This window comes from Nonomuraea sp. NPDC050202 (genome assembly GCF_040656115.1).
In the GTDB taxonomy this organism is placed as follows: Bacteria; Actinomycetota; Actinomycetes; order Streptosporangiales; family Streptosporangiaceae; genus Nonomuraea.
Genome location: NZ_JBFALF010000002.1, coordinates 290,012 through 311,471, shown reverse-complemented (window position 1 = coordinate 311,471; position 21,460 = coordinate 290,012). Strand labels below are relative to the sequence as shown.

Below are 21,460 nucleotides of genomic sequence, written 5' to 3'. Positions count from 1 at the left end.
CCTCCTAGAAGCCGAGGGCGTTCTCATCGAGCCTGCCCAAGATCGAATTGTTGAGGACGAAGAACGACCCGTACTTGGTCGCGCTCTGCAGCGTCCACGTGGTGATCCATGTCGCCCCAGTTGTCTGGTGCGAGATGCCTCGAATGAACACATCCCGGGTGATCGGGTCGCCGCCGCCGGCCGGCTGCCGGATGATGCGGATCCGGTCGCCAATCTCCCGGCTCAGCACGATGGGGAAGAGCACGTCAGGGTTGGCGTGGGCGTGGATCTCCAGGAAGTCGAAGCGCGTCTCGGGCTCCTTGGACACGTACAGGATCCAGGACGCGTAACCGGCCACCGCCGTGTCGTCCTGCAGTAGCAGCCCGGACGCCGGGAACGTCTTGACCAGGAACTCGCCCTGGCTGGCCGCGTCGCCTGCGACCTGCTCGACTCCGCCTTCGCGTTGGGCGCGGATCTCGTTCCACAGGGTTGCGTCGTCGGTGACGAGCTTCGTTCTCGCTGGCGTGAAGACCCCGTTGGTGCCGAACGTCGCCTGCACGGTGTTCGACCTGGTTTCCAGGATGAGAGCCTGCCGGTTGCGGAACACCACCCGGCCCGAAGCGTCGATGTACAGTTCGCCGATCTCCGACTCTGCGACGGCCTGCAGCTCGGCGAGTGCTTCGCCCTCCAGCTCGGTGGCCTGCAGTGTGCTGTTGCCTGTCGCGATCGACCGGTCGGTGGGCGGCCAGCCTGCGGAGTCGAGGATCCGGGAGACGCGTGCCCCGGCGTTCTCGCCCGCGCCGACCGGAGCGACCGCGGGCCTGCGCCGGTTGCGGAGGACCTTGAAGCCGTCCGTGGCGGTGACGAGCGCCTCCGAGTAGACGTCGGCGACGTGGTCGACGTCCCACTTGTCGATGAAGCCCCGCCACAGGTCGTAGGTGACGGCGTTCCAGGTGGCCCGGTAGCGGATGGGGCGCATCGCGGTGACCTTGCTGCGGACGCCGGTCGCGTACGGGCCGTCCAGCGCGGTCGGGTCGAAACGGCGGTCGGTGTTGTTGACGTGGCAGGAGGCTGTGCCGGCGTCGTACCGGATCACGGGGGACTCGACGCGGGAGGATCCGCGCCGGGTGGTGATGCCGCGCTTGGCTCGCAGCGTCACGTTCGTCCACGTGCCCTGAACGGGGCCGATCCGCTGGTCGGAGACGGCCACGTTGTCCATGTGCCAGTAGCCGCCCGCGTCGCGCTGCAGGTGCCATTCGACCATGCCCGGCTTCCCGGACGGCCACGTCTGGGTGGAGCTGATGGCGTAGTCGGTGGCGATGGCGGAGCTGGCGTCGTCGTACCGCCAGATCTCCGCCGTGCCCGAGCCTGTCGAGTCGATCGTGTAGCGCAGTTCGACCCTGCACCACTGGCCTGTGGGCACGGGGGTGGTGAGCTGCGCCGCGATCGAGATGGAGAAGCCGAGGTAGACGCGTAGGCTCCGCGTTGAGGTCATCCAGACGGCGCTGACCACACCGGTAGGCCCTTGCACCACGGCAACGCGCTGGATGGCGCTGGTCGCGCTCACGAGGTACATGTACAAGCGCAGGCAGAAGACGTTCCCGACCTGGGTGACGCCGGTCCAGTCCATGTGGCAGTCGGCGCCCGAGGTCGGGTTCATTGCCGACAGGCCGGACCCGCCGAACACCTGGGCGTTGGAGAAACGCGGCGCCCCGGTGATGACGTTGAACGCGCTCCCGGACGACCCGCCGCTGTTCCCGGTCGTGATCGTCGTGTTGTTCGTCCCGCCGTCGAAGCTGTTCGTCTTCGCGTTCCCGGCGGGAGCGGTGTTGTCGAACATCACCTCGACGGAGATGGTGGGGAGGCTCACGTTGTACGCCTCCAAGCGGCGCCGGATCCCCGCTCGTACTCCTGGATGGCGGACACGACTCGGCGGCCGATTTCCGGTCCGGAGTCCATGCCTCCGTGGACGGTGATGTTGTAGACGGGCGCCGGCCGGTACATGCCGCCTCCTCCCGCAGACACCGCTGACCTGGACACGGGCATGGTCCGGTAGAACCTGCCGCCGAACTTCTCCGCGACCTCGGAGAGGATCTCCTCCGACCTGCCGCGCTTGGACATGGCGAGAGGGATATAGGCCTCGCCGCCGGTTTCGGGCTCGTTCCACACGCGGGTGATGCCGGGTCCGGCGATCTGGGCGACGTGGTGCTCGGCGCCGCCGGCGAAGTAGGCGATGCCGCCGTCCGCGTAGTGGGCGTTGATCTGCGCCGAGTATTTGAGCAGCCAGGCGTTCATGGTGGCGTCGGCCTCGGCCGTGTCCACGATGATGCGCACCTGGCGGTCGGAGCCGACACCCTTGCTGATCTCCAAGCCCACCCGCAGCGCAGCGTCGTACACGCTGGTCCTGCCCCCGTCCATGCCTTCGCGGACCTTGTCGGCGACCTCCTTGCCGCGCTGTGCGGCGATCTCCCGCAGGATGGGGGCGGCCTCCTCCAGATTCCTGGCGAAGGTGTCGCCGGCTTCCTTGCCGCTGCGGCCGTGCAGTTCGATGAACCTCTTCAACTCCGCGTCGCTCATGTCCGCCGCGGCGGCGATGACCCCGGCCGCGCCCGGGCCCAGCTTGGCGAGCTCGGCGAGCATGGAGTCCGGCACCCGGCCGGCGAGACGGATCAGGTTGTCGGCCCACCGCTCCTGGTCGGCGACCTGCTTCTCCAGCTCTCGCAGCAGTTCCTCGCTGGTTAGCTTGGCGTCGCCGCGCAGCTTCGCGTACGACTCCATCACGCTGTCGTTGGCGTCGCGGGTGTCGCGGGCCACCTCGCGGCGGGTATCGCGGACCCGCTGCTCAGCCTCCGTCACATCGCGGGCCGCGTCACGCACCGCCTTGGCCGCTTCCGACTGCGCCTCTGCGATCTGGCGGGCGGAGTCCTTGGCCGTCTGCGCGGCCTCCTTCTCCGCGCGGGCCACCTCCTCCTGCGCCTCCTTGACCGCGCGCGCGTTCTCGGCCCGGGTGCGGTCCAGCTCCGTCTCGGCGTCCGCAAGCTGACGCTCGGCGTCCTCCCGCTGCCGGGCCGCGTCGCGGTGCGCGTCCGCGAGCGCCTGCTCAGCGTCGCCGACCGCGCGGGCGTTCTCCTCCCGCTGCCGGGACGCCGCCTCTTCGGCCTCGGACTCCGCCCGGCGCGCGTCCTCGATGCGGCCGATCGCGTCCACGACCTCGGACGACCCGTCGATGCCGCGCCTCTGCGCGTCGGCGAGATCCTCCCGCAGCTCCTGGTTGCGGCGCCGCACCTCCTCCAGCCGCTGGAGAGCCTGCCGGTAGGCGAGCTCCGCCTCACGCCGGTCGAGGTCGCTCGCCTCCGGATCGGCGTTGATCTCCTCCATCCGCTGGCGGGCCCGCTCGATCGCCAGGGCAGCGCCCTCCTCGTCGAGGGCGCTACCGGACTCGGCGGCGATCAGGTCCTCAAGCCGTTCCTGTGCCCGCTCCCGGGCCGCGGTGAGGTCCTCGACCGCCTCCGCGGTGCGCCGGTGCGCGTCCTGCACCCGGCGTTCGGCGTCCACCTGCCGGGCCGCCGCGTCCTGCTGGGCGTCGGCGAGCCGCCGCTCAGCATCCTCGATCCGCCGGCCCGACTCCTCCGCAGCGCGGGCGGCCTGCTCGCGGGCATCCTCGACACGGCGCTGCGCGTCCGCCTCCCGCTGTGCGCCTTCCTCCACCGCGGCGGCCACGCCGGCCTCAGCGTCCCGGATGCGGTCCTGAGCGGCTTCCGCAGCGTCGGCCGCGGCCCTCTGGGCGTCCTTCACCCGCTGCTTGGCGGCGGCGATCCGCTCGGCCGACTGCTCCTGCACGTCGGCGAGCTCCTGCTCAGCCCGGGCGATTCGTTCGGCGCCCTGCCGCTGCACCTCAGCCGCACGGGCATGCGCCTGCGCCGCGCTCCCCACGCCGGAGGAGCGCTGCTGCACGTTGCCCATCACCTCGCCGAGCTGCACGAAGCTGGTGTAGGCGCCCGCCCACGCCTTCTGCATCTCCTGGGACGCCTCATCAGCAGCGGAGGAAATCACGCCGAAGTCCTGGGCGGCCTGCCGGCTGCTCTGCGACATGGCGATATTCGTGCGCTCTACCTGCATCGACTGGACCGTGACCTCGCCAAGCGCGGCGCCGAACGGCACCAGCACCGCCGTCAACGTCTTGACGAGCCCGGCGTGCTCGGACGCCCACCGGCCGAACTTGGCGAGCTGCGTGGTCACCTCAGCCGCCCATTGCGCGACTTTGGCCAGGTTGACGGCCATGTCCGCCAGCAGTTGCGGATCCTCCTCGACGGCCTGAGTGACCGTGGTGATCGCGGAGGCGAGCCGTTGCATGATCTCCGGCAAGCGGGGACCCAGTTCGGACAGCACGGAGGAGAATGCCCTCTGGATGGCGTCGATGGCCGGTTCGAACTCGGACAGGCTGTCGATGCCGCGCTCGGCGAAGTCCTCGAACTCCGGGGCGAGCTCGGACAGGTTGCGGCGCACGACCGGCGACAGCTGGCCCAGCTCCCGCTCGGCGGCCAGCGCGATCACGGTCCAGACGCGTTCGAACGGCTGCCCGATCAGCTCCGCCTCGCGCTTGACCGCCATCTTCATCTGGCCGATCGCGTCCTGCGCGGCATCCGAGCCCTGGGCTGCGGCCAGGCCGAGCCCGGCCAGCGCGCCGCCGAGGCCGACCACGACCGCGTTGCTGGCCAGCGCCGCCGCCGCGGGGATCGCCACCAGCCCGGCTGCCACCGCCGCCCCGGTCGCCGGACCCGACGAGCGGACCAGGCTGAGCGCGGTCTGAATCATGCCGATCGCCGCGGCCGACGCCGACGCGCCGTCCACGTCGACCTGGACGGTCACGCGCCGGTCGAGGTCGCGGGCTTCACGCTCCACCTTGTCCAGGTCGCGGACGGCGCGGTCGATGTTGGCGCCGACAACCACCTCGGGGTGAAGCGCGGCGAGCGCGACCAGTTCGCGCCGGATCGCCTCCGCCTCGTTGGCCGCCTCCCGGGCGTCGAGGTCGATGCCGATGCGCTGGTCGGACAGCGACCGCAGGCGCGTTGACAGGCGGTCCAGTTCGCGTTCCGCGTCCGAACTGTCCGCCGTGATCTCGATGCGCGGCAGGCGCTTAGTGGCATCCTCCAGCAGCCTGCGGGTTTTGATGGCGGTACGGCCGACGTCGTCGAGCTGGTCACCGAACCGGCCGGCCTGAGCACCGGCCTGCGCGAGCGTCGTGCCCTGCTGTCGGGCCTGCTTCTCTATCCGCTCGAGCTCGCGTGTCAGCGCCCGCGACGAGCTCTCGGTGGTCTTCAGTCCCTTGTCGGCGCGGTCGAGGCCCACGCCGTCCCACTTCGATTTGAGGGCGATCACCAGGTCACGAGTCGGCACGGCGCACCTCCTCGTTGCGGATCAGCGCGACGTAGACGCCTCGCCCGTCCTCGGGCGTGACCGTCTCCTGGGTGCGGTCTTTAACTTCACAGCCGCGGCACCGCCGCTTCTCGCCGACGTAGGCGTTGCGGTTGCCGCCCCGCGTCTCATCCCACTCATCCGGGCGTGTGCCGCAGTGCTGGCACTCCTGGCGGCGCCAGATCCAATGCCAGACGGCCTTGTCCCGGTCGTCGGGGTCCCAGCGTAGGAATTCGGAGTGGGGGATCCGGTAGGCGGCGCAGACGTCCAGTTCTAGCTGGAGGGTTCGGTCCGCGCCCAGCCTTTTGGGAGCGACTCGTCCGGCGTACGGATGTTGACCCGGATCGCCGCGTTACCCGCCTCGACCTGCTCGGCGTTGGACATGCCCGTCTCCCACAGGTGCTCCCACTCCTGCGGTGTCAGGTCGCCCTCGACGCACGCCAGGAAGCACGCCCGCGGGAAGGTGTCGAGGTTGAACATCTGGTCCTTTGTTTCGGGGCGCGGCTTGTGTGCGGCGACCAGCGCCTCGAAGTCGGTCGCGGGCAAGGCACGCAGAGTGACGAACGCGAAGCAGGCCCGCAGCTTGCCCTCCGCCTCCCGCACGTCGGCGCGGGCCTGCTCCAGTGCGGCCGCCTCAGCGCCGCCCTGCACCAGCAGCAGGGTGAGCAGGCGGCGCGCACGCTCGAGTTCGTCGCGCGCCGCCGTGTCGTCCTCGACGCGGAGCGGGAACTCGCCGCTCGGGCGGGGACGGTTGAGCAGGCGCTCGCGCAGGCTCACGCCGGGATCACCACGTTCTCGGCGGGCTCAGACACGACGGAGTACTGGGTGGTGAACCGGCCCGCCTCCGCACCCATCGACCGGATCTTGCCCACGCTCAGCACCCGAACCGGGAACACGTCCATGAGCCTGCCGGCGACATCCCCGCCGTCCAGCCACACGATGTTGCCCTCCTCGTCGCGCGGCATCACCGTGCGGGCGTCCTCGCCGTCCACCCCCTCGTAGAAGGTGATGCTGGACTCGTCGGCGTTGGTCAGGCCCGGGATGGAGCTGACGAACCGGCTGTTCAGGTCCGGCGTGGCGATCGCCTGGCCGGACACCATCCATCCGGCGATGTCGGCGATGTCCTTGGACAGGTCAACGCCGGCGTTCAGCTCCGACCTGGTGGGCGCGTTGATGTTGGCGATCGTCGGCACCCAGTAGCACTTGGTGATGCCGGGCCGGAAGAACCTGCTGGCCGGCGTGATCGGCGTGGCGACCATTACTCATCCCCTCGGGGTACGCGCCGACCACGCGGCGACTTGTCGGGCAAAGCAGAAGCCCCCGCCTCGGCAGGGGCTTCCGACGTCTTCTCGGGCCGGCGACGCGGCTCCGGCGGGGGCGGCGGGTCGGTCTCCTCCCAGCCGGAGCGCCGGTAGTGGCGCAGCGCCGACCTCGGGATCTCGACCTTGCGTTCGCCGTCGTCGATGTGCGGGTGACGGACCCACATCCGATCCGGGCTGCTCACGACGACGCCCCGACGATGACGATGTCGTACGTCACCGGCGTGCCTGCGGCGCTGTTGACAAGGTCGACCAGGTCGCCGGTGCCCGCGGTGACGGCCACGCCCGCGGCGGACGGGTCGTACCACCAGAACATCCCGCCGGGCTTGACCGGGATCCCGTCACCGGTGGCCAGGAACAGCGGTGCGCCGTTGCTGGCCGGGCGGGTCACGTTGACGTTGTTGGTGTTGCCGGCCGCGGCCAGCACGAGCAGCATCTTGATCCGGGCGAAGGTCAGGCTGGTGCCGAACGGACCGGTCAGCGAACCGGCTAGGTCGATCGAATCTGTCGCCGACGCGGCTATCGTGCGCCGGTCCGACCAGATCATGTTCGCCTGGCCGGCGCCCGCGCCTTCACCGAAGGCGATCTGCCGGGCCAGCTTCAGCAGGTTGGACGGGGTGGTCAGGTCGAGCGGGGAGGTCAGCTCCGATTCGAGCTGCCAACTGGCCCGCAGGTTGAAGGCCATCAGGGGGTCCTTTCGGTCATCGGAAGCCGTGCTCCCTCGCTGTCTCATCCACCGCAGCGACGGTGGCTGCCAGAGCGCCGTCCATGCCGGCTTCCGCCGCTGGCGCCAGGTAGGGCTTGGTGTCCTGGTTGACCCACCGGTCGCGGTGGCCGTGCACCGGGTGACGGAAGGTGGCGTTGCCCCGGATGCCTTCCAGCGGCCGTCCGTGGGGTGCGATCGCGCGCCGGACCCGCATGGACACGCCTGGGTCGCGCTTGGCGAACCGGATGCTGAGCGTGATCGCCCTCGGGATTCGTGCTGACCAGGAGGCGCGTTGCTTGGCGTCCGCGACGATCGGTTCGGCCGCGGCCTTCAGCGCCGGGCGGAGCTTCTTGCGCAGTTCGGGCTCGATCGCACCGAGGTCCTTCTGCAGTGCGCGGATCGCCTCTGTCGGGTCGGACGGCTCGGCCATCAGGCGTCCGGGAACGCGTCGATGTGAACGACGAACCTGATCGTGCACACTGGCCCGTCCGATGTCTGGTCGGCGATCATGTCCAAGGTGGACATCCGGGCCATCATGACCGTGTCGCCAAGCCGGGAGTCCTTGCCGAGCTCAGACCGGATACCGGCCAGCAGCTCGAACGCGCGCTCGCGGGTGGTGCGGGCGTCCGGCCGGCCGTCGCGGCGGGTGTCGCCGCGCCACGCGCTGACCAGGCACATGACGTCGTACCGTTCGAGGTCTGGCTGCATGTCGAGCTGTTCGCGCGTCAGTGTCGAGCGCACGTCCGGCTCGTTCGGGCTGCCGCTGTAGCCGATCTCGATCACATCGCGCTGAACGTGGTTGGTGGGCCCGCCGTCGAGGACCTGAACGTCCGGCCAGGCACGCTCAGCGAGCGCTACAAGCGCGTTCAGCGCGGCGGGGATGGTGGACACCGGAAAGCCCCCTCAATCGACTACAAACCGTCTGAGAACGTCTGGCGGGCGTTTAGCCGATGAGAGGCTCATCGCGTTCCTGGTGCCGCTTCAGGCCCAGCAACTCACTGACCCTGTACGGCAGGGCGTACGGCTTCACCGAGGCGGCGATCGCGTCGGAGTCGCCGAGCATCGGACGGCCGCCGCCGTTGTTGCGCTGCGACCCCTGCCACAGGTGCAGGATCAGGTCCAGCGCGGCCAGGCGGTAGTTCGGCCCCAGCGGTGTCCGGCCGACCCGGTAGGTGACACGCGCGCCGCCGCACCAGAGCGGCAGCAGCAGCACGCCCTCGGAGTGTTTCAGCGTGTAGCCGTCCGTCCCCGCCAGCGCGTCAGCCGGTGCGATCGCGTCGCCGCCGGGCAGCCGGACCACGCTCGTGATCGAGATGACCGGCCGTTCCGGCAGCACCACCACACCGCGGCGGGCGGACACGTCCGACACCACCGTCTTCGGGGTGACGTGTCCCATCCGGTCCTCGATGACCTGGCAGCCCGCGCCGATGAACTCGCGCAGCGCCTCGTCATCCTCGTGACGGTCCAGATCCATCCCTAGATGCGTCTTGGTGTCGGTCAGGCTGACGAACGGCGCACCATCGGCGGGTTCCACCACGAACACATCGCCGTAGGCGGCGGCATTCGGCGGGGTGGCGACCCAGCGCACCCGATGGACGCCGGCCTGCACAGTCTCGTACGTGAAGTCGTAGATCCCGGTCGTCGTCGGCGGCACCGGGTCCTGTACGACGGTCGTCCCGTCTGGCAATGCAATGGTCAGCCGGACGTTCCCGGCGTTCGCGAGCGCGTCGGTCTCATCCGTGATCGTGACACTCAGGGGGACAGGATCGCCCAGATCGAAGCTCATGGCCGCCCTCCCGTCATCGCCGCCGCACGCCGCCGGCCGCCTGCCATCGCCGGGCCGCGCCGCACGCGCGCCCGCATCCCGCCCACGCTCACCTGAGGCACCGGCTCACCCGGACCAGTCGCGTCCTGGCCCGCCGCCACCGCCCCAGCCGCCACCGCGCCAGGAGCGACAGCCGCCGCCGGATCGACGCCAGCCGCCAAGGCCTCAGCCACCTGCGCAACCGCGACCACCACGACCTGCGCAGTCGCATCCAGCCCAACCGCCGAGCCCGTGACCGTGCCAGCCGACGCGAGCACGGCTGCACCTGCATCGAGCGCCGCGCCCGAGGCCGCGGCCACCTCCGCCAGCGCCGTCGTGCCCGTGGCAGTGATCACCGTCGCATCCTGGGCCGCCGCCGTACCGGACGCCAGCCCGACCGACGCCGCCACCACCGCCGACGGGTCAGCCGCAACCGCCGTAGCCAGCGCGCCTGCGGGTGACGGCGCCACCGTCGCGGTCACATCATGGGCGGTCGCCTGGATCTCGATCGGCGCGTCAGCCACAAGCTCGACGCTGACGGACGTGCCCGGGTCGAACAGCGCCTCGGCCAGTGCCGTGGCCGCCTGGGCGCCCGGGGCGACCGCCGCCGTGGCGTTGTTGGCCGAAGCCGTCGCCGCCGCTTCCTGGGCGTTGGCCGTCGTGCCGCCGCCGGCCGCCGCCGACCGGATCGCGATGGAGACCGCGGCCCACTGGACGCTGGACGCGGCGGTGAACGTGCGGGTGCCGGTCGCTCCGGACACCAGCAGATGCTCGGTCGCGCCCACGCCCGACAGGCCGCCGACATGGATCTCGTACTGCTCGACCATGCCGCCCGGCGTGGTGTAGCTCGCCGTACTGGCGCCGCCGCCGGAGTTGTTGTGGCAGATCAGCAGCGCATCCGACGTGGACGGCGACACCGACGGGGCGGGCTGAGGCGTCGCCGACGTCGAGAACGTGGCCGCCGCCGCGTCGATCGGGTTCGCAGCGTCGGCCCCGGCGAGCACGTAGACGACGAGGGCTTTCTCCTCGTCGGCGCTCCCCGTCTCGGTGACGGACACCGTCTGCGCACCCGCAGTGGCGACGGTGGCGGTGTAGCTCTTGATGTGCGCACCAGTGTCGCCCGAGTCGGCCGCCCCGTTCGGTACCGGGGTGAGTGTCGGCGAGCCTGGCGACACGGTCGGCGTCGGCATGTTCGCCGCCGGGTAGAAGTCGTTGCCATGGATCACCAGCAGCACATCGCCGACCTGCGCGGCCGTCGCATCCGACGGCGTCACCACGGTGGTCGTCGGCGAGCTGCCGTTGTTGGTCTGGACCGTGACGCTGCGGATCGTGGTCACGGAGCCTCCCTACGGCTGCGGAATCGTCGAGCCGCCGCCGTCACGGTTCCCGAACCAGGTGGCTACGCTTCCAGGCTCGGTCACGCTGACCAGACCGAACTCGCCAGGCGAGAGCTCTCCGAGGTCGTTGCCGGTCACCACCGCACCGGACACCCGGTAGCCGATCCGCAGGTGGTACAAGCCGCTCGCGAGGTAGTTGTTGACGATCGTCGGTGTGATCAGCGGGCCGGAGTTCGTCGCGAATCCACACGTGATCGACGAGTTCGGCGGCGTGCCACCGGCCGAGAACGCCGGGCCGATCCAGCAGTGCTCGACCGTGATCGCGCCACCCGCGCCGGAGAAGACCTGCACGGGATCGAGATGCTGCTCAGGATCGACGAACGCGAGATCGTGGATGCAGCACTGCGAGATCAGAGACCCGCCGCCAGCCACCACGTGGATGCCGTCACCGGTGCCCGACACGTCGCAGCGGCGCGCCACCAGGAAGCTGTCACTGGAGATGCCGTTGGTCTGGACGTCCCCGGCCGTCGCCGCGGGAACCCGCCGGACCGTCACGTCCTCGACGGTCAGCGTGCCGAGGCCCGCGCCGTTGACCGTGATCCCGAAGGTCGTCCCCGGCCCGCACTGGATCACGCCCTGCCGGAACGTCGCGTTGGCGCCGTAGCAGACGACCTCTGCGTTGATCCGGAAGCGCTCCAGCACGAAGTTGCTGGCGTTCACCCGGAACGTCCCGGTGTCCCACACTGCGCCCGACGGAAGCGGATCCCCCACGTTGTAGACCGTCAGCGCTGCCTCATCACCGAGAAAGCCGACCGTCCCCGGCGCCGCACGCTGGCCCTCGGCGAGGCTCTGCCGGTTGAAGCGGCGGACGTACTTCAGCGCGACGGGCATCTACAGGGTGATGCGCCAGATACCGTTGGCGTGCCACACCACCGTGAACTGGCCACCCGTCACAGAGTTGGCGCCGCCCAGGTAGTTGTAGCAGACGCCCTGGTCAGCGACCGGCGCCGTCACGGTGTCGTCGTAGGTGAGCGTGCCATACACGTTGGCCAGGTCTGCGGCCGTGCCCGAGGTCGGGTCGTTGGCGTCCCAGAAGATGACGTCCGCCGTGCCGCTGTTGAGCGTCACGCCGGTGAGCGTCACGCCACCCTGCGCCCACTGGCCGGCCTCGAACACCTCGTTGCCCGTGGTCACCCACTGGCCGACGTTGTAGGCGGAGTTGGCCGCTGTGACGTCGTTGTCGGGCGTGATGTCGTTGTCGTAGAGGGCCGTCTTGAACGAGTCGCCGTCCAGATCGACCGCGAAACTGCCCGTACGGACAAAGAAGTCAGTCAGCAGCGGTCGGAAGATCTTGCTGTTAGTCCACGCCATCGGTCACACCACGCTCTCGCCCGCAGCCACACCAGCCTGCGCTGAAACCTGATGGCCTGCGCTCGCGCCCGGCTCTAGCCCGGCCTCGACAACTTCTCGTTCAGCCGCCACCGCGCGCCCGTCGGCCTCGGCCGCCTGGCGCTCGGCCTCGGTCACGGCCTCCACCAGCCCGCGCTCCGTCGCCTCGCGCTCGGCATCCCAGGTCGCCCGGAAGCGGTCCAGCTTGGCCTCAGCCCGCCGTACCGCCTCCACCGCCAGATCCGCCATGCGCCGCTCCTGCACGGCCGCGGACCGGAGCTTCTTCTCCTGCTTCTCATCCACCGAGGACCTCCTCCCGTGTGGCCGTCGCCGTCGGCGCGTACACCGTGCAGTCGCGGCCGTCCTCACGCTCGATGACCACCGACATCACCGGCCGCCCGTTGCCGTCCGTCTGCACGAGCTCCTTGCCCACGTAGTCCTCCCGCTCGACCGCCCGCACATCACACGCCACGCCCTCCGGCGTCAGCGGTACCATCAGCCCCGCCATGCCCTTGCAGGGGTGCATCGGCGTCGAACCGTCCCGAGTCACGGCGGCGCTCGTGCACCGGGTGCAGTGCCAGCGCCGCTCGAGCAGAAGGCCAGCCACTACTTGTTCGCCGCCCGCCCGCGCGCCTTGTTCGCCGGCGTGGCCGCGGCCTTCTCCTCCGGCTCCGGCTCCGGCTTGGGCTCGTCCAGGAGGCCGTACCGCTCCGCGTCCGCGCGCGACACCTCGCCGCCCGCCGCGCACAGCAAGTGTCGCGCCTCCGGATCGCCCTCAGGCACGGCCCTGCTCTTGTCCTCGGTGAGGTACATCCGCTGCTTGATGGTCACGCGGCTCATGCGACTGTCGCCCCTCCGGTCAGACCGGCCAACTGCCAGGCGCTGCCGTCGTAGGCGAGCAGGCAGCCCTCACCCGCGGCGTCCAGCGTGACCGTCCCTCCGCTCACGGCCAGCGTGTACGAGCCGGTCGACGACAACGTGCGCAGGCACACCGTCACCATGTGACCGGCCTGAGTCGCCGTCATCGTCACCGGCTTGGCCGACGCGTTCGTGGACGACAGGATCAGCGTGCCGTCGTCCCGGGCCAGCGTCACGGTGGCGTTGGCCGCCAGCACCCGCACCGCACCCGGGCGCGGAGTCACACCTTCGATGATCGCCATGCCGACCCCCTTACGCGTCCGGCAGCTGAATGAAGAACAGCACGACGTCGAACACGCCGGCGGTGAGCGCCGCCGTGGCCACGGTCGCCTGGATTTTCCTCGCGGCCGTGGTCTTGACGGTGGTCGCGCCGGTGAAGACCGGCACCACCGACTTGCGGCCCGTCGTCGACCAGGGCGCGCCGGACACGGCCGCGGCAGCGACGATGTCGCCGGCGCCCTCGACCTTGACCGCCACCGTGGCGGCGCCGCCGCTCGTCACCGCCGTGTCGACCTCGACGAACCCGCCGAGGATCACCGCGTTGGCCGGGATCTGCGCGTCCAGCGTCAGGTCGATGTCGCCGACCGCGCCGCCGTCCACGGCGAAGTCGTACCGGCCGCGCACGACCCGCCAGTCCGTCGCCCGCGGATATCCACCCTTGTAAGGCATTTACATCCTCCTCATGCAGAAGGGGAGAGCGCCGAGCCCTCCCCTTCGAGCTGATGTGCTGGTGCCGGACCGGTCGTCAGACCAGCCCCGTCACCTCGGCAAACGCCGTCGGCCGGTAGTGGACGACAGCGACGCGGACATCGGCCCTCACGGCGAGCTTGCCGTTGATGAAGTAGTCCGCGTGTGAGTTGGAGATCTGCACGTCGATGCCGCGCCGGATCGCCAGTTCGGAGAAGTTGGCGTAGTCGCCCATCAGCGCTTTGGTGGGCGGCGCGGCGGTGGTCTCCACCACCGGCAGGCCCCAGACCGTCGCCGGGCCGACCTGGCTGGGGTGGCCCCAGATGTAGACGCCGTCCGCGGTTCTGAGCAGCCGGATGGACTCCCACTTCAGCGGCGACATGAAGATGACGTTGGGCTCGGCGAAGCCCTCCGTCCTGATGCGGTTCATCGCCTTGTACAGGGCATCCATCGTCGGATCGGCGCCCTTGGGCTGGCTAATGATGCCCGGCACGTTCTCGGTGCCCAGAAGGTTGGGGGCGGTGCCGTTCCCGCGGAGGATCTGCAGGTCCAGGCGCTGCCGGAGCATGAACGGCAGCCTGTTGTTCACGTAGGACTCGGCGCGCGGCACGTCTTCGAACGTCTCGTCGGTCACCGGCAGATAGACGGCGATCTTGCGGACGGGGACGGTCTTCTCTTCCAGCTTGAGCTGGGCCTCGGGGAACTGCTCACCCTCGAAGACCTCGGCAGCGGTGTTGTTGAAGATCGTCTCTTCCATGTAGACCACCGCAGCCTGACCGGTGCTGGTCTGCGGGATCATGTTCGCGATGTGCGGAGCCGGCCTCGTCGGGAACTCCTCGATCCGGCCCGTGCGCGTCGTCTCCGGCGCATATCCGCCCGTGGTCAGCAGCGTCTTCAGGGACACGTCGACCGTGGCCTGCGGGCCGCTGCCGCTACCACGCACGTAGCCCTTGACCGCCTGGCTAGCCATGAACGACTCACCGAAGGACCGCTCCCGCCCGTCCTTCGTCTGCGGCCCGCGGCCGTCATCTCTGACGTCCCGATCGCCGCGCTCTACCTGCTCCGCCTCCTTGGCGGCACCAGCAGCGCGGGCCAGAACCATCAGCTCATCGACCTTGGCCTTGCGCTCGGTGAGCTCCTCATTGAGCTGGCGGATCGCGTCGACCTTGGCCGCGGTGTCGCCCTTGATGGACTTCACCTTACTCATGTCGTACTCGGGGCCAGCCTCGTCGAAGATGTCCTTCAGACTCTTGCGCTTCGCGTCGAGCGCCTCCTGCGCTTCCTTCAGCGCGGGGAACTCGATGACCCTGTCGGGCGCGTCGATACTCATGATCTCCTCACAGGTTCTGCAGTTGGGCGATAGACCTGGCGACCAGTGAGGCGATGTCGGCCTCGGTCGGGTCCTCGGGCCCCGTGGGCGTGGAGAGCAGGCCCTTCAGGCGTCGCAGCTCGTCATCGACCCAGCCCAGGAGCTCAGCCGACGACGGGGCGAGCCCCGTCCTGCCCTTGCGCGCGCGGAGAGCTAGGACTTCCGAAGCGCGATCGATGTAGGAGGAGAGCCTGGCTATGACCAAGTGCCCTTCCTCATGGAACTTCATGGAACCACCGGCATCGGCCTTCAGCTCCGGAACCTCGACCTCCGCATCCCGCAGGTGCGCGGCGAGGTGGTCATAGACGGCCTGGCGGTCATCGTCCGGGACACCCGCCTTGCCTTCGTTGATCAGGGCGATGCCCATCAGGCACGCCCTCGTGTTCGCCGGCCCGCCCACGCCATGGTGGTGAGCCAGCTTGTAGGAGCTCTTCAGCTCCGGGTCCGCGCCGGCGTCCTGCCAGGCGAACACCGTACGGAGCTCCGACGGGCGCAAATCCTCACCGAGGCCGGCCAGCGTTTTCGCGCCGTCCCACGACCTCGACGTGACCTCGCACTCGTGCGGCGCGATCGGCCGCCCCGTCTTCACTGCCGCCGGCCCGGACTTCGTGGCCAGGGTCCGCGTGCCGACCCCGGCACCCAGCAGGACCGGTGACACCTCGTGCGTCTTGAGCTTGCTGAGAAAGCGCACGTCCTGGCCGTCATGCTCGCCGAAGGAGTACTCCAGCGCGTCGTATCCGTACGACCATTGCCCCAGCGACCCCAGGGCCTTGACGGTCCGGAAGGTGTCGGCGCCGTGGGTCGTGTCCATGAAAAACTGACCCTCGAAGATCGCTTCCTTTGAGGTCTGCCGGATGGTGCCCTTACCGACTGGGAGGGCACCATCCCATGACGTGTGACCGTAAGAACTGATCGGCACCTCAGCGCCGTCTTCGAATGCGCCGGGCAGCGTCACGTCTCGATGGCTGTCGATCTTGTTGAAGGTTGAAAAGACCGCGCGGACCAGGCCCTTGGATTCGTCCTTGATCTCGACGTGGAGTCCCTTGGTATCCATCACTACTCCTCTGCCGGATCGGGTCCGGATGGGTCATCGGGCGACTCCGCGCCCTGGTCAGCCGTTGTCGGCGGTTGTAGTTGGACCGAGTAGAGACCGGTGTGAACTAGGAGCGTCATGTCCTCGGCCTCAATCGCCGCCACGACGCTCGCCGGGTCGTAGCCCGCGTCCACGAGCTGCCTGATCGCCGCCGCCTTGGATTGCTGAATCTCCGCCGCGTCCTTGCGATCGTCCTGCAGAAAGCTGATGTCTCTGGCGTCGAACCAGAGGTCAGCGCCATCTGGCACGTCGATCAGCGACGCCAGCGACCCAGCCACGTTCCGCCACAAGGGCCGCATGGTTGCATCGGCGAACCGCCGCCTGGCTGACGAGTAGTTCCCGGCATTCAGCGAGCTGCCTTGGAGTCCCTCCGAAAACCCGACGATCGTCGCTGGGACACCGGCCGCAGCCGCGAGCCTGCTTTCTCCCGCGCCTTGGATCGACTTGAAATCCAGCGCTCGCAGGTCCATGGTCAGCGGCGTCACGTCCGCGCCGCCCCCGAGATAGAGGGTCTTGTAAGCGTTGTCCACGCCCGCGTGACTCTCATTCATGAGCGTTTTGAAGCGTTCGAACATCTCGGGAGTCACGCTCGCGTCGAGCCTGACCGCCAACGCTGGGGTGGCCCCGTTCTCGAAGAACTTCAACTTGTGCGTTGTGGCCGCCAGATCCGCGCTGATCTCCCGCAGGACCGGCGTCAACCAGCTCATCCCCCGCCACGAGAACTCCGGATCAGGGATGGGCGCGAAATGCGCCACCTGCGACGGCAGCAGCAGCGTGTCCGTTCGCACGCCGGGCGCCCGCGGCGAGTAGTAGTAGCCGATCACCTCAGCGTCGAGCGCCGCCCCGTACAACTCCGGCTCGCTCTTCGACGCGCTGACGATCGTCACCCAGTCCGGCCGCAGCCGCCGTAGCCGATCCGTACCGGGCACACGCGCGATGAAGGCGTTGCCGCTCAAGTCGGCGTCCTGAATCATCCGTGCAAGCAGGTCACCCGTCGTCCCTCCCGGCCACGGCTTCTCCAACAAGGCCAAGGCTCGTGTCCCGAACAGATCTCCCGGGCGGCCGTTCCGCATCCGGCGGAAGGTGAACCGTGCCTCACTGAACACGGCCAGGCGGACCAGCATGAGCGCGGCAATCGGGCCATTCCGCTTGTAGATCCCCTGCACGTAGCCGGGAAAGTCGTTCTCGATCTGCTCACGGTCCGAGTTCAGCGACGACGACCCGATAAACGGCCACCGTAACCTCTCCAAATCCCAGAATGGCGGCTCACTCCACGCCTTCCGGCCACGCCGGCGCCGGTCGCGAGCCTCTGCCGCGACCCTCTCCAACAGCCCCATTAGGTCTGCACGCCCTCGCCAGATCGGCACACGGCCATCTGCTCAACACCGCCGCCGACGAAGACGAGTTTCACGCCCGGCATCTGCTCACTCAGATTGGCGTGGGCCATCTCCCTGAAGCGGCTGAACTGGTCGATGCTCACATCCCTGCCGAAGCGAAGCACGAGCGTGTCACCAGGCCGCGCCACCACGCCCTCAGCCGGTCGGCGGCTCGCATCCAGCGCCGCCTTGGCCTGCGCAAGCGCGACTAGCGCATCGAGGAGGATGTACCTGCCCGACTCGTCTGTCATCGCCTCAGGTGCAAGGCCGATACCCTCTCGCTCTAGGTAGTCCGCAAGGCGCCGCCGTGTCGCCGTGTACGCCGCTTCAAGCTGGGACACGACCTCGGCCAGCGTGCTCTCACTCACTGGCGCCGCCCTTCGCTCGCGGTCGTCCCGCATCGCGCCACCCGGCCATCGCCGCAACCCACAGCATCGTCACACCGAGCACCACTGTTCGCAGGCACCACGCGATCACGTACGGGATGCCGAGCACGAGCGTCCCTAGCAGGCGCACGAGGGCAAGCAGACCCTTACCGAACTCCCTTCTCCGCGCCTCGTCCGTGATCCGCTCCAGCGGCACAGTCAACGCCATCGTTGCCTCCTCACGCCCACACCGCGAACGGCTCGATCTGGTGCTCTTCCGGCGCGGGTGCGGCGATCCGCCACAGCGCGATGACCATGGCGATACAGCCGTCGATCTTTCGCTTTGACTTGCCTTTGGACAGCGTGAAACCGCGCTCACCGGGCCGCATCGCGGCGGACTTGACGTGCGCCCCCAGGTCAGGGTCCCCATCGTGGACGACGTCGCCGCCCACGATCATCTCCAGGGCGTGGCCGCACGCCGGTGCCATCCGCTCGGGCGACTGCGGGAACTCCACCATGTTGAAGCCCTCGTCTTCGAGCATGCGGGCGGGCACCTCGAAGAACCGCGGGTCATAGGTGACCTCGACGATCGTGTACTCGTTCGCCAGGTCGTGCCGGATGTAGTCCACCACCGCCTGGTGGTCGATCTTCCCCGTGCCGTCCGGATTCCAGATCTTCGCCTTGACCGCGACCTTGCCGTCAGGGCGCTCCCAGCCGACCAGCACGGCCACCGAGTCACGGCGCAGCGCCATGTCGACGGCCACCTTGACCTCAGCCTTGTGCGGGATGGTGGCGTCGCCGGCGCACTTGTCCCATGCGCCCGGGTAGTCCTTCAGCCAGCTGTCCTCAGCGATGTCCACCCAGCGGTTGGCGTAGTACCTGAGCCATTCGTGGCGAGGCATCGACGGGCGGCCCCAGTCGTTGACGCGGTCGGCGACGTTCCACAACACGCCCGCAGCCTTCGACGCGGCCCGTACGGCGATGGCGCGCTGCTCGGGATCCTCGTAGTCAAGATCCTCGGGGGCTTCCTGCCAGTCGAAGTACAGCCGCGGCGCCAGCGCCGGGTTCTTCAGCACCCGCAGGCCGCGCTTGTACATGGCGCCCAGCAGCGAATGGTCCACGTCGAACCCGGCCGTGCTGAGGTTCAGCACCCGTCCGGAGCCGCGGGCCGTCATGCGCTTCTTCGTCGACTTGGAAATGACCGTGTGCACGCGCGCCTTGTTCGAGCCGACGTCGCCCCACTCGTGGACCTCGTCACAGATGAACAGGTGCGGGATACCGCCCTCGTTCGTGCCCGCCACCGCGGCGACCCGCCGGATCTCGCCCGGCCTGCCGTCACGGAACTGGATCACCTTCTCGTAGACGGCGAAGAACCCGCACAGCGGCGCCTCGGGGATCTCGTCGTCCCGACCGCCGACCATCTGGCCGGCCTTGGCGAACAACTCGTCGGCCTGCTCATACGAGGCAGCGGCGATGTTGATGATCGGTGAGACGGGCGCGATCTGCGGCGGGCCGGCGAACTCCAGCAGCGCGATAGCGGCGATGAACGTGGTCTTACCGTCGCCAGTCGCAGCGCCTCGCACGCCCTCGTCGTAGTGCCACTGATCGCAGCCGGGGCAGAACTCGTACCAGCGGTACAGGAACTCCTTCTGGTCCTGGCGGAGCTTGAACGGCTGCCCGAACGTGTCCCCCTCAGGGAAGATCAGGTTGTCCTGGATCCACCGCACAGCCACCCCGCCGAGCGACGGCCACAACTCCCCGCGCATGGGCGCCCACCCGCACGCCGTACACGCCTGCTCAGTCATCGACGACCTCGCCCACGATCCGCAGACCCTGCTCACGGGGGTCCGGCTCGTCATCCTCCTCGACCGCATCAGGCTCGCTGTAGCGGGCGTTCATCTGCGCGAGCGACCGCTGCTCGCTGATCGCAGCCAGGCCCAGTGAGGCCGCGTTCAGACCGCCGATGCCGAGCTGCTTCTCACAGTCCCGCACGGTGGCCATCGCCTGCTCGGCGACCTTGTACAGCGGGTTGATCACCTCTTGGCCCTGCGACCCGGTGACGAGCGGCTGCTGGTCGGCCTCCGCGATCGTCCGCAGGTAGCGGTCCAGCGCGTCGATCCACCGCAGCAGCACCACCTTCGCCGCCGGCGTCACCAGATGCGCCGGCCTGTCCTCCCAGAAGTCATCCCACGCGGCCTTCGCAGGCTTCGACAGCCCGCGCGGCGCCGTGAACTTCTCCACCTTCAGCCCGGCCACCACACCGAGGACTTGCTGCCCGTTGCGCTTGTCGATCGCGGTGCCGGCCGTCTTCTTCGCTCGGGGCATCAGGTACCTCCCCTCGCGAAAGCCCAGTCAGGGGGCAAATCGTGTCCGGTGGTACCAGCGAAAAAAGGCGCGAGGGGGACGGGTCAGGAGCCGGTTGATCGTTTCCCGTGCCGGGGGTGCCCCCCTGGTCCCTCTGCCCTGTCCTGCCCTGTCTCGGCTGACGCTGGGGCTGGTTCAAGGCGTGTTCGATCTTCGTGGTTAGCTGATCGACGTTGATCGTTCACGTGTTGGTTGGTGTGATGGTCAGGCACGTGGTGGGTGGGTGGCAGGGGCATGGGGTCGGGGTGGGGGCGGTGGGGCCTGGGGGTGGGGGCACCCTGCCGGGCCTACCCGGTGTGCCCCGTGGTTGCGCCCTTGCTGTAGTTGCAGCGGGCACACTCTGGCTGGTAGTTGCTGAGGTCGTTTGTTCCACCACGTGTGCGTGGGATGACGTGGCCACCAGTGAGCGGGTTGCCTGGTGTGGGTGGCTGTCCGCATTCGGCGCACACGGTGGCGGCGGCGAGGATCTGTTCTCGTGCTTGCTGATGTGTCCAGCCGAGTCCACGCTGCGTGGTGGTTCCACGCTGCTGGTCACGCTGGCGCTGCCGTCCACCCGTGCACCCGGGGCAGCGGGGCCCTGGCCCTGAATGCAGGGCCCGGCAGTCGAGGCACTCCCTCTGGGGCATGCGCTCTACCCCCTGTTGATGGCGCCCCTCTTGGTCAGCCCTCGGTTTGTGTGTCGTCCCGCTGGTTCTTCTTGCGGGCGGAGCTGTCGGGGTACATGCGGGCTTCGCCGGCGTCGTCTCGCGCGGCCCACGAGATGAGCTCCACCCCGAGTTCGCGTGCCTGCTCGCGGGTGAGGGTGCAGTCTGCGTGGGCCTCGCCGCTACGGATGGACAGGCGGAGCGGGAAGCCGTACCAGGCGGATGACAGGTAGACCTTGTTGTCGTCGAGGCTGCACCCGCAGTTGTTCGGGTCGGCTTCGGAGTGGTCGCTGTCGTGGACCTTCATGGTCTTGAAGGTGGACCAGATGCTCATACGTCGGCGTCCGGGTCCTGGGTGTCGGTGATGGCGATGGCGATGCGGTGGGTGGCGACCTGGGCGTCAGGGCGCCAGGCGCCGTCCCAGAATCGGGCGCCGTCCTTGAACGCGTAGACCTCGGCGTAGATCGCGTTCGGTTCGATGCGCAGGCCTCGTAGTTTGTGGATGTCGAGGCCGAGCGCCTCGATCAGTTCGAGGACGCGGGCACGCGGGACGCTCTTCGGCACGCCAGGGATCCATGCGTCGCACCCGTCCGGCCCGTACACAACGTCCTGTTCCTGGTCGGTCATGGGTTCCTCCCGGTGGTGGGCGAGACCCCCGAGTCCGGGAGGGTCTCGGGGGTCTCTACCTCCAGTCG

Annotated in this window: 26 protein-coding genes; all 26 read right to left on the bottom strand. The window is 69.0% G+C overall.

The window, feature by feature from the left end; genetic code table 11:
- Positions 1-4: 4 nt before the first annotated feature.
- The 26 genes from AB0I79_RS06655 to AB0I79_RS06530 all read right to left on the bottom strand — a co-directional run bounded on the left by AB0I79_RS06655 (position 5) and on the right by AB0I79_RS06530 (position 21,392).
- Entirely contained in the window at positions 5-1,849 is a 1,845-nt protein-coding gene (locus AB0I79_RS06655) for a hypothetical protein (protein ID WP_357867913.1), read from the bottom strand.
- Entirely contained in the window at positions 1,846-5,376 is a 3,531-nt protein-coding gene (locus AB0I79_RS06650) for a hypothetical protein (RefSeq protein WP_357867910.1), read from the bottom strand. Before AB0I79_RS06650 ends, AB0I79_RS06655 begins: the two co-directional genes overlap by 4 nt.
- Positions 5,377-5,667: 291 nt before the next feature.
- Positions 5,668-6,171, bottom strand: coding sequence for a hypothetical protein (locus tag AB0I79_RS06645; RefSeq protein ID WP_357867907.1), 504 nt, complete (start codon positions 6,169-6,171; stop codon positions 5,668-5,670).
- Positions 6,168-6,653 (bottom strand): hypothetical protein, encoded by a 486-nt coding sequence (locus AB0I79_RS06640; RefSeq protein WP_357867905.1) that lies wholly within the window; start codon positions 6,651-6,653, stop codon positions 6,168-6,170. The genes AB0I79_RS06645 and AB0I79_RS06640 overlap by 4 nt, the downstream gene beginning before the upstream one ends.
- 241 nt (positions 6,654-6,894) lie before the next feature.
- Positions 6,895-7,398: a hypothetical protein gene (locus AB0I79_RS06635; RefSeq protein ID WP_357867902.1), complete on the bottom strand. Its 504-nt coding sequence runs from the start codon at positions 7,396-7,398 to the stop codon at positions 6,895-6,897.
- Between the two features lie 16 nt (positions 7,399-7,414).
- The gene (locus AB0I79_RS06630; protein WP_357867900.1) at positions 7,415-7,849 is read right to left on the bottom strand and encodes an HK97 gp10 family phage protein; all 435 of its coding nucleotides are present in this window, start codon (positions 7,847-7,849) and stop codon (positions 7,415-7,417) included.
- On the bottom strand, positions 7,849-8,310 hold the full coding sequence (locus AB0I79_RS06625; RefSeq protein WP_357867897.1) for a hypothetical protein: 462 nt from the start codon (positions 8,308-8,310) through the stop codon (positions 7,849-7,851). Before AB0I79_RS06625 ends, AB0I79_RS06630 begins: the two co-directional genes overlap by 1 nt.
- A gap of 52 nt (positions 8,311-8,362) precedes the next feature.
- Positions 8,363-9,205: a hypothetical protein gene (locus AB0I79_RS06620; RefSeq protein WP_357867894.1), complete on the bottom strand. Its 843-nt coding sequence runs from the start codon at positions 9,203-9,205 to the stop codon at positions 8,363-8,365.
- Positions 9,202-10,560, bottom strand: coding sequence for a hypothetical protein (locus AB0I79_RS06615; RefSeq protein ID WP_357867892.1), 1,359 nt, complete (start codon positions 10,558-10,560; stop codon positions 9,202-9,204). The genes AB0I79_RS06620 and AB0I79_RS06615 overlap by 4 nt, the downstream gene beginning before the upstream one ends.
- Positions 10,561-10,569: 9 nt before the next feature.
- Positions 10,570-11,451: a hypothetical protein gene (locus AB0I79_RS06610; protein ID WP_357867889.1), complete on the bottom strand. Its 882-nt coding sequence runs from the start codon at positions 11,449-11,451 to the stop codon at positions 10,570-10,572.
- A complete protein-coding gene (locus tag AB0I79_RS06605) occupies positions 11,452-11,931 on the bottom strand; it encodes a hypothetical protein (RefSeq protein WP_357867886.1) in 480 nt (159 codons plus the stop codon). It lies immediately after the preceding gene.
- Positions 11,932-11,934: 3 nt separating this feature from the next.
- On the bottom strand, positions 11,935-12,252 hold the full coding sequence (locus tag AB0I79_RS06600) for a hypothetical protein (protein ID WP_357867884.1): 318 nt from the start codon (positions 12,250-12,252) through the stop codon (positions 11,935-11,937).
- Complete coding sequence (locus AB0I79_RS06595; RefSeq protein WP_357867881.1) at positions 12,245-12,499, bottom strand: hypothetical protein; 255 nt, start codon at positions 12,497-12,499, stop codon at positions 12,245-12,247. The genes AB0I79_RS06600 and AB0I79_RS06595 overlap by 8 nt, the downstream gene beginning before the upstream one ends.
- Before the next feature lie 56 nt (positions 12,500-12,555).
- Complete coding sequence (locus AB0I79_RS06590; protein ID WP_357867878.1) at positions 12,556-12,789, bottom strand: hypothetical protein; 234 nt, start codon at positions 12,787-12,789, stop codon at positions 12,556-12,558.
- Positions 12,786-13,109: a hypothetical protein gene (locus AB0I79_RS06585; RefSeq protein ID WP_357867875.1), complete on the bottom strand. Its 324-nt coding sequence runs from the start codon at positions 13,107-13,109 to the stop codon at positions 12,786-12,788. Before AB0I79_RS06585 ends, AB0I79_RS06590 begins: the two co-directional genes overlap by 4 nt.
- Before the next feature lie 10 nt (positions 13,110-13,119).
- Complete coding sequence (locus AB0I79_RS06580; protein WP_357867873.1) at positions 13,120-13,536, bottom strand: hypothetical protein; 417 nt, start codon at positions 13,534-13,536, stop codon at positions 13,120-13,122.
- A gap of 76 nt (positions 13,537-13,612) precedes the next feature.
- Positions 13,613-14,884 carry a phage major capsid protein gene (locus AB0I79_RS06575; protein ID WP_357867871.1) on the bottom strand — a complete coding sequence of 424 codons (1,272 nt, stop codon included), beginning with the start codon at positions 14,882-14,884 and terminating at the stop codon, positions 13,613-13,615.
- A gap of 7 nt (positions 14,885-14,891) precedes the next feature.
- The gene (locus AB0I79_RS06570; RefSeq protein ID WP_357867869.1) at positions 14,892-15,977 is read right to left on the bottom strand and encodes an HK97 family phage prohead protease; all 1,086 of its coding nucleotides are present in this window, start codon (positions 15,975-15,977) and stop codon (positions 14,892-14,894) included.
- 2 nt (positions 15,978-15,979) lie between these two features.
- Complete coding sequence (locus tag AB0I79_RS06565; protein WP_357867866.1) at positions 15,980-17,353, bottom strand: phage portal protein; 1,374 nt, start codon at positions 17,351-17,353, stop codon at positions 15,980-15,982.
- Entirely contained in the window at positions 17,353-17,760 is a 408-nt protein-coding gene (locus AB0I79_RS06560) for a hypothetical protein (RefSeq protein WP_357867863.1), read from the bottom strand. Before AB0I79_RS06560 ends, AB0I79_RS06565 begins: the two co-directional genes overlap by 1 nt.
- Positions 17,753-17,986, bottom strand: coding sequence for a hypothetical protein (locus AB0I79_RS06555; RefSeq protein WP_357867860.1), 234 nt, complete (start codon positions 17,984-17,986; stop codon positions 17,753-17,755). Before AB0I79_RS06555 ends, AB0I79_RS06560 begins: the two co-directional genes overlap by 8 nt.
- Before the next feature lie 10 nt (positions 17,987-17,996).
- A complete protein-coding gene (locus AB0I79_RS06550; protein WP_357867857.1) occupies positions 17,997-19,523 on the bottom strand; it encodes a terminase TerL endonuclease subunit in 1,527 nt (508 codons plus the stop codon).
- Between the two features lie 31 nt (positions 19,524-19,554).
- The gene (locus AB0I79_RS06545; RefSeq protein ID WP_357867855.1) at positions 19,555-20,082 is read right to left on the bottom strand and encodes a P27 family phage terminase small subunit; all 528 of its coding nucleotides are present in this window, start codon (positions 20,080-20,082) and stop codon (positions 19,555-19,557) included.
- A 326-nt stretch (positions 20,083-20,408) separates the two neighbouring features.
- Complete coding sequence (locus AB0I79_RS06540) at positions 20,409-20,747, bottom strand: HNH endonuclease (protein ID WP_357867852.1); 339 nt, start codon at positions 20,745-20,747, stop codon at positions 20,409-20,411.
- 34 nt (positions 20,748-20,781) lie between these two features.
- Positions 20,782-21,099: a hypothetical protein gene (locus tag AB0I79_RS06535; protein WP_357867849.1), complete on the bottom strand. Its 318-nt coding sequence runs from the start codon at positions 21,097-21,099 to the stop codon at positions 20,782-20,784.
- The gene (locus tag AB0I79_RS06530; RefSeq protein ID WP_357867846.1) at positions 21,096-21,392 is read right to left on the bottom strand and encodes a hypothetical protein; all 297 of its coding nucleotides are present in this window, start codon (positions 21,390-21,392) and stop codon (positions 21,096-21,098) included. Before AB0I79_RS06530 ends, AB0I79_RS06535 begins: the two co-directional genes overlap by 4 nt.
- Positions 21,393-21,460 lie beyond the last annotated feature (68 nt).

Coding starts and splice junctions, on each gene's coding strand:
- AB0I79_RS06640 (WP_357867905.1), bottom strand. CDS start 6,653: ATGGTCGCCACGCCGATCACGCCGGCCAGCAGGTTCTTCCGGCCCGGC.
- AB0I79_RS06635 (WP_357867902.1), bottom strand. CDS start 7,398: ATGGCCTTCAACCTGCGGGCCAGTTGGCAGCTCGAATCGGAGCTGACC.
- AB0I79_RS06630 (WP_357867900.1), bottom strand. CDS start 7,849: ATGGCCGAGCCGTCCGACCCGACAGAGGCGATCCGCGCACTGCAGAAG.
- AB0I79_RS06620 (WP_357867894.1), bottom strand. CDS start 9,205: ATGAGCTTCGATCTGGGCGATCCTGTCCCCCTGAGTGTCACGATCACG.
- AB0I79_RS06610 (WP_357867889.1), bottom strand. CDS start 11,451: ATGCCCGTCGCGCTGAAGTACGTCCGCCGCTTCAACCGGCAGAGCCTC.
- AB0I79_RS06605 (WP_357867886.1), bottom strand. CDS start 11,931: ATGGCGTGGACTAACAGCAAGATCTTCCGACCGCTGCTGACTGACTTC.
- AB0I79_RS06590 (WP_357867878.1), bottom strand. CDS start 12,789: ATGAGCCGCGTGACCATCAAGCAGCGGATGTACCTCACCGAGGACAAG.
- AB0I79_RS06585 (WP_357867875.1), bottom strand. CDS start 13,109: ATGGCGATCATCGAAGGTGTGACTCCGCGCCCGGGTGCGGTGCGGGTG.
- AB0I79_RS06580 (WP_357867873.1), bottom strand. CDS start 13,536: ATGCCTTACAAGGGTGGATATCCGCGGGCGACGGACTGGCGGGTCGTG.
- AB0I79_RS06575 (WP_357867871.1), bottom strand. CDS start 14,884: ATGAGTATCGACGCGCCCGACAGGGTCATCGAGTTCCCCGCGCTGAAG.
- AB0I79_RS06570 (WP_357867869.1), bottom strand. CDS start 15,977: ATGGATACCAAGGGACTCCACGTCGAGATCAAGGACGAATCCAAGGGC.
- AB0I79_RS06565 (WP_357867866.1), bottom strand. CDS start 17,353: ATGGGGCTGTTGGAGAGGGTCGCGGCAGAGGCTCGCGACCGGCGCCGG.
- AB0I79_RS06555 (WP_357867860.1), bottom strand. CDS start 17,986: ATGGCGTTGACTGTGCCGCTGGAGCGGATCACGGACGAGGCGCGGAGA.
- AB0I79_RS06550 (WP_357867857.1), bottom strand. CDS start 19,523: ATGCGCGGGGAGTTGTGGCCGTCGCTCGGCGGGGTGGCTGTGCGGTGG.
- AB0I79_RS06545 (WP_357867855.1), bottom strand. CDS start 20,082: ATGCCCCGAGCGAAGAAGACGGCCGGCACCGCGATCGACAAGCGCAAC.
- AB0I79_RS06540 (WP_357867852.1), bottom strand. CDS start 20,747: ATGCCCCAGAGGGAGTGCCTCGACTGCCGGGCCCTGCATTCAGGGCCA.
- AB0I79_RS06535 (WP_357867849.1), bottom strand. CDS start 21,099: ATGAGCATCTGGTCCACCTTCAAGACCATGAAGGTCCACGACAGCGAC.
- AB0I79_RS06530 (WP_357867846.1), bottom strand. CDS start 21,392: ATGACCGACCAGGAACAGGACGTTGTGTACGGGCCGGACGGGTGCGAC.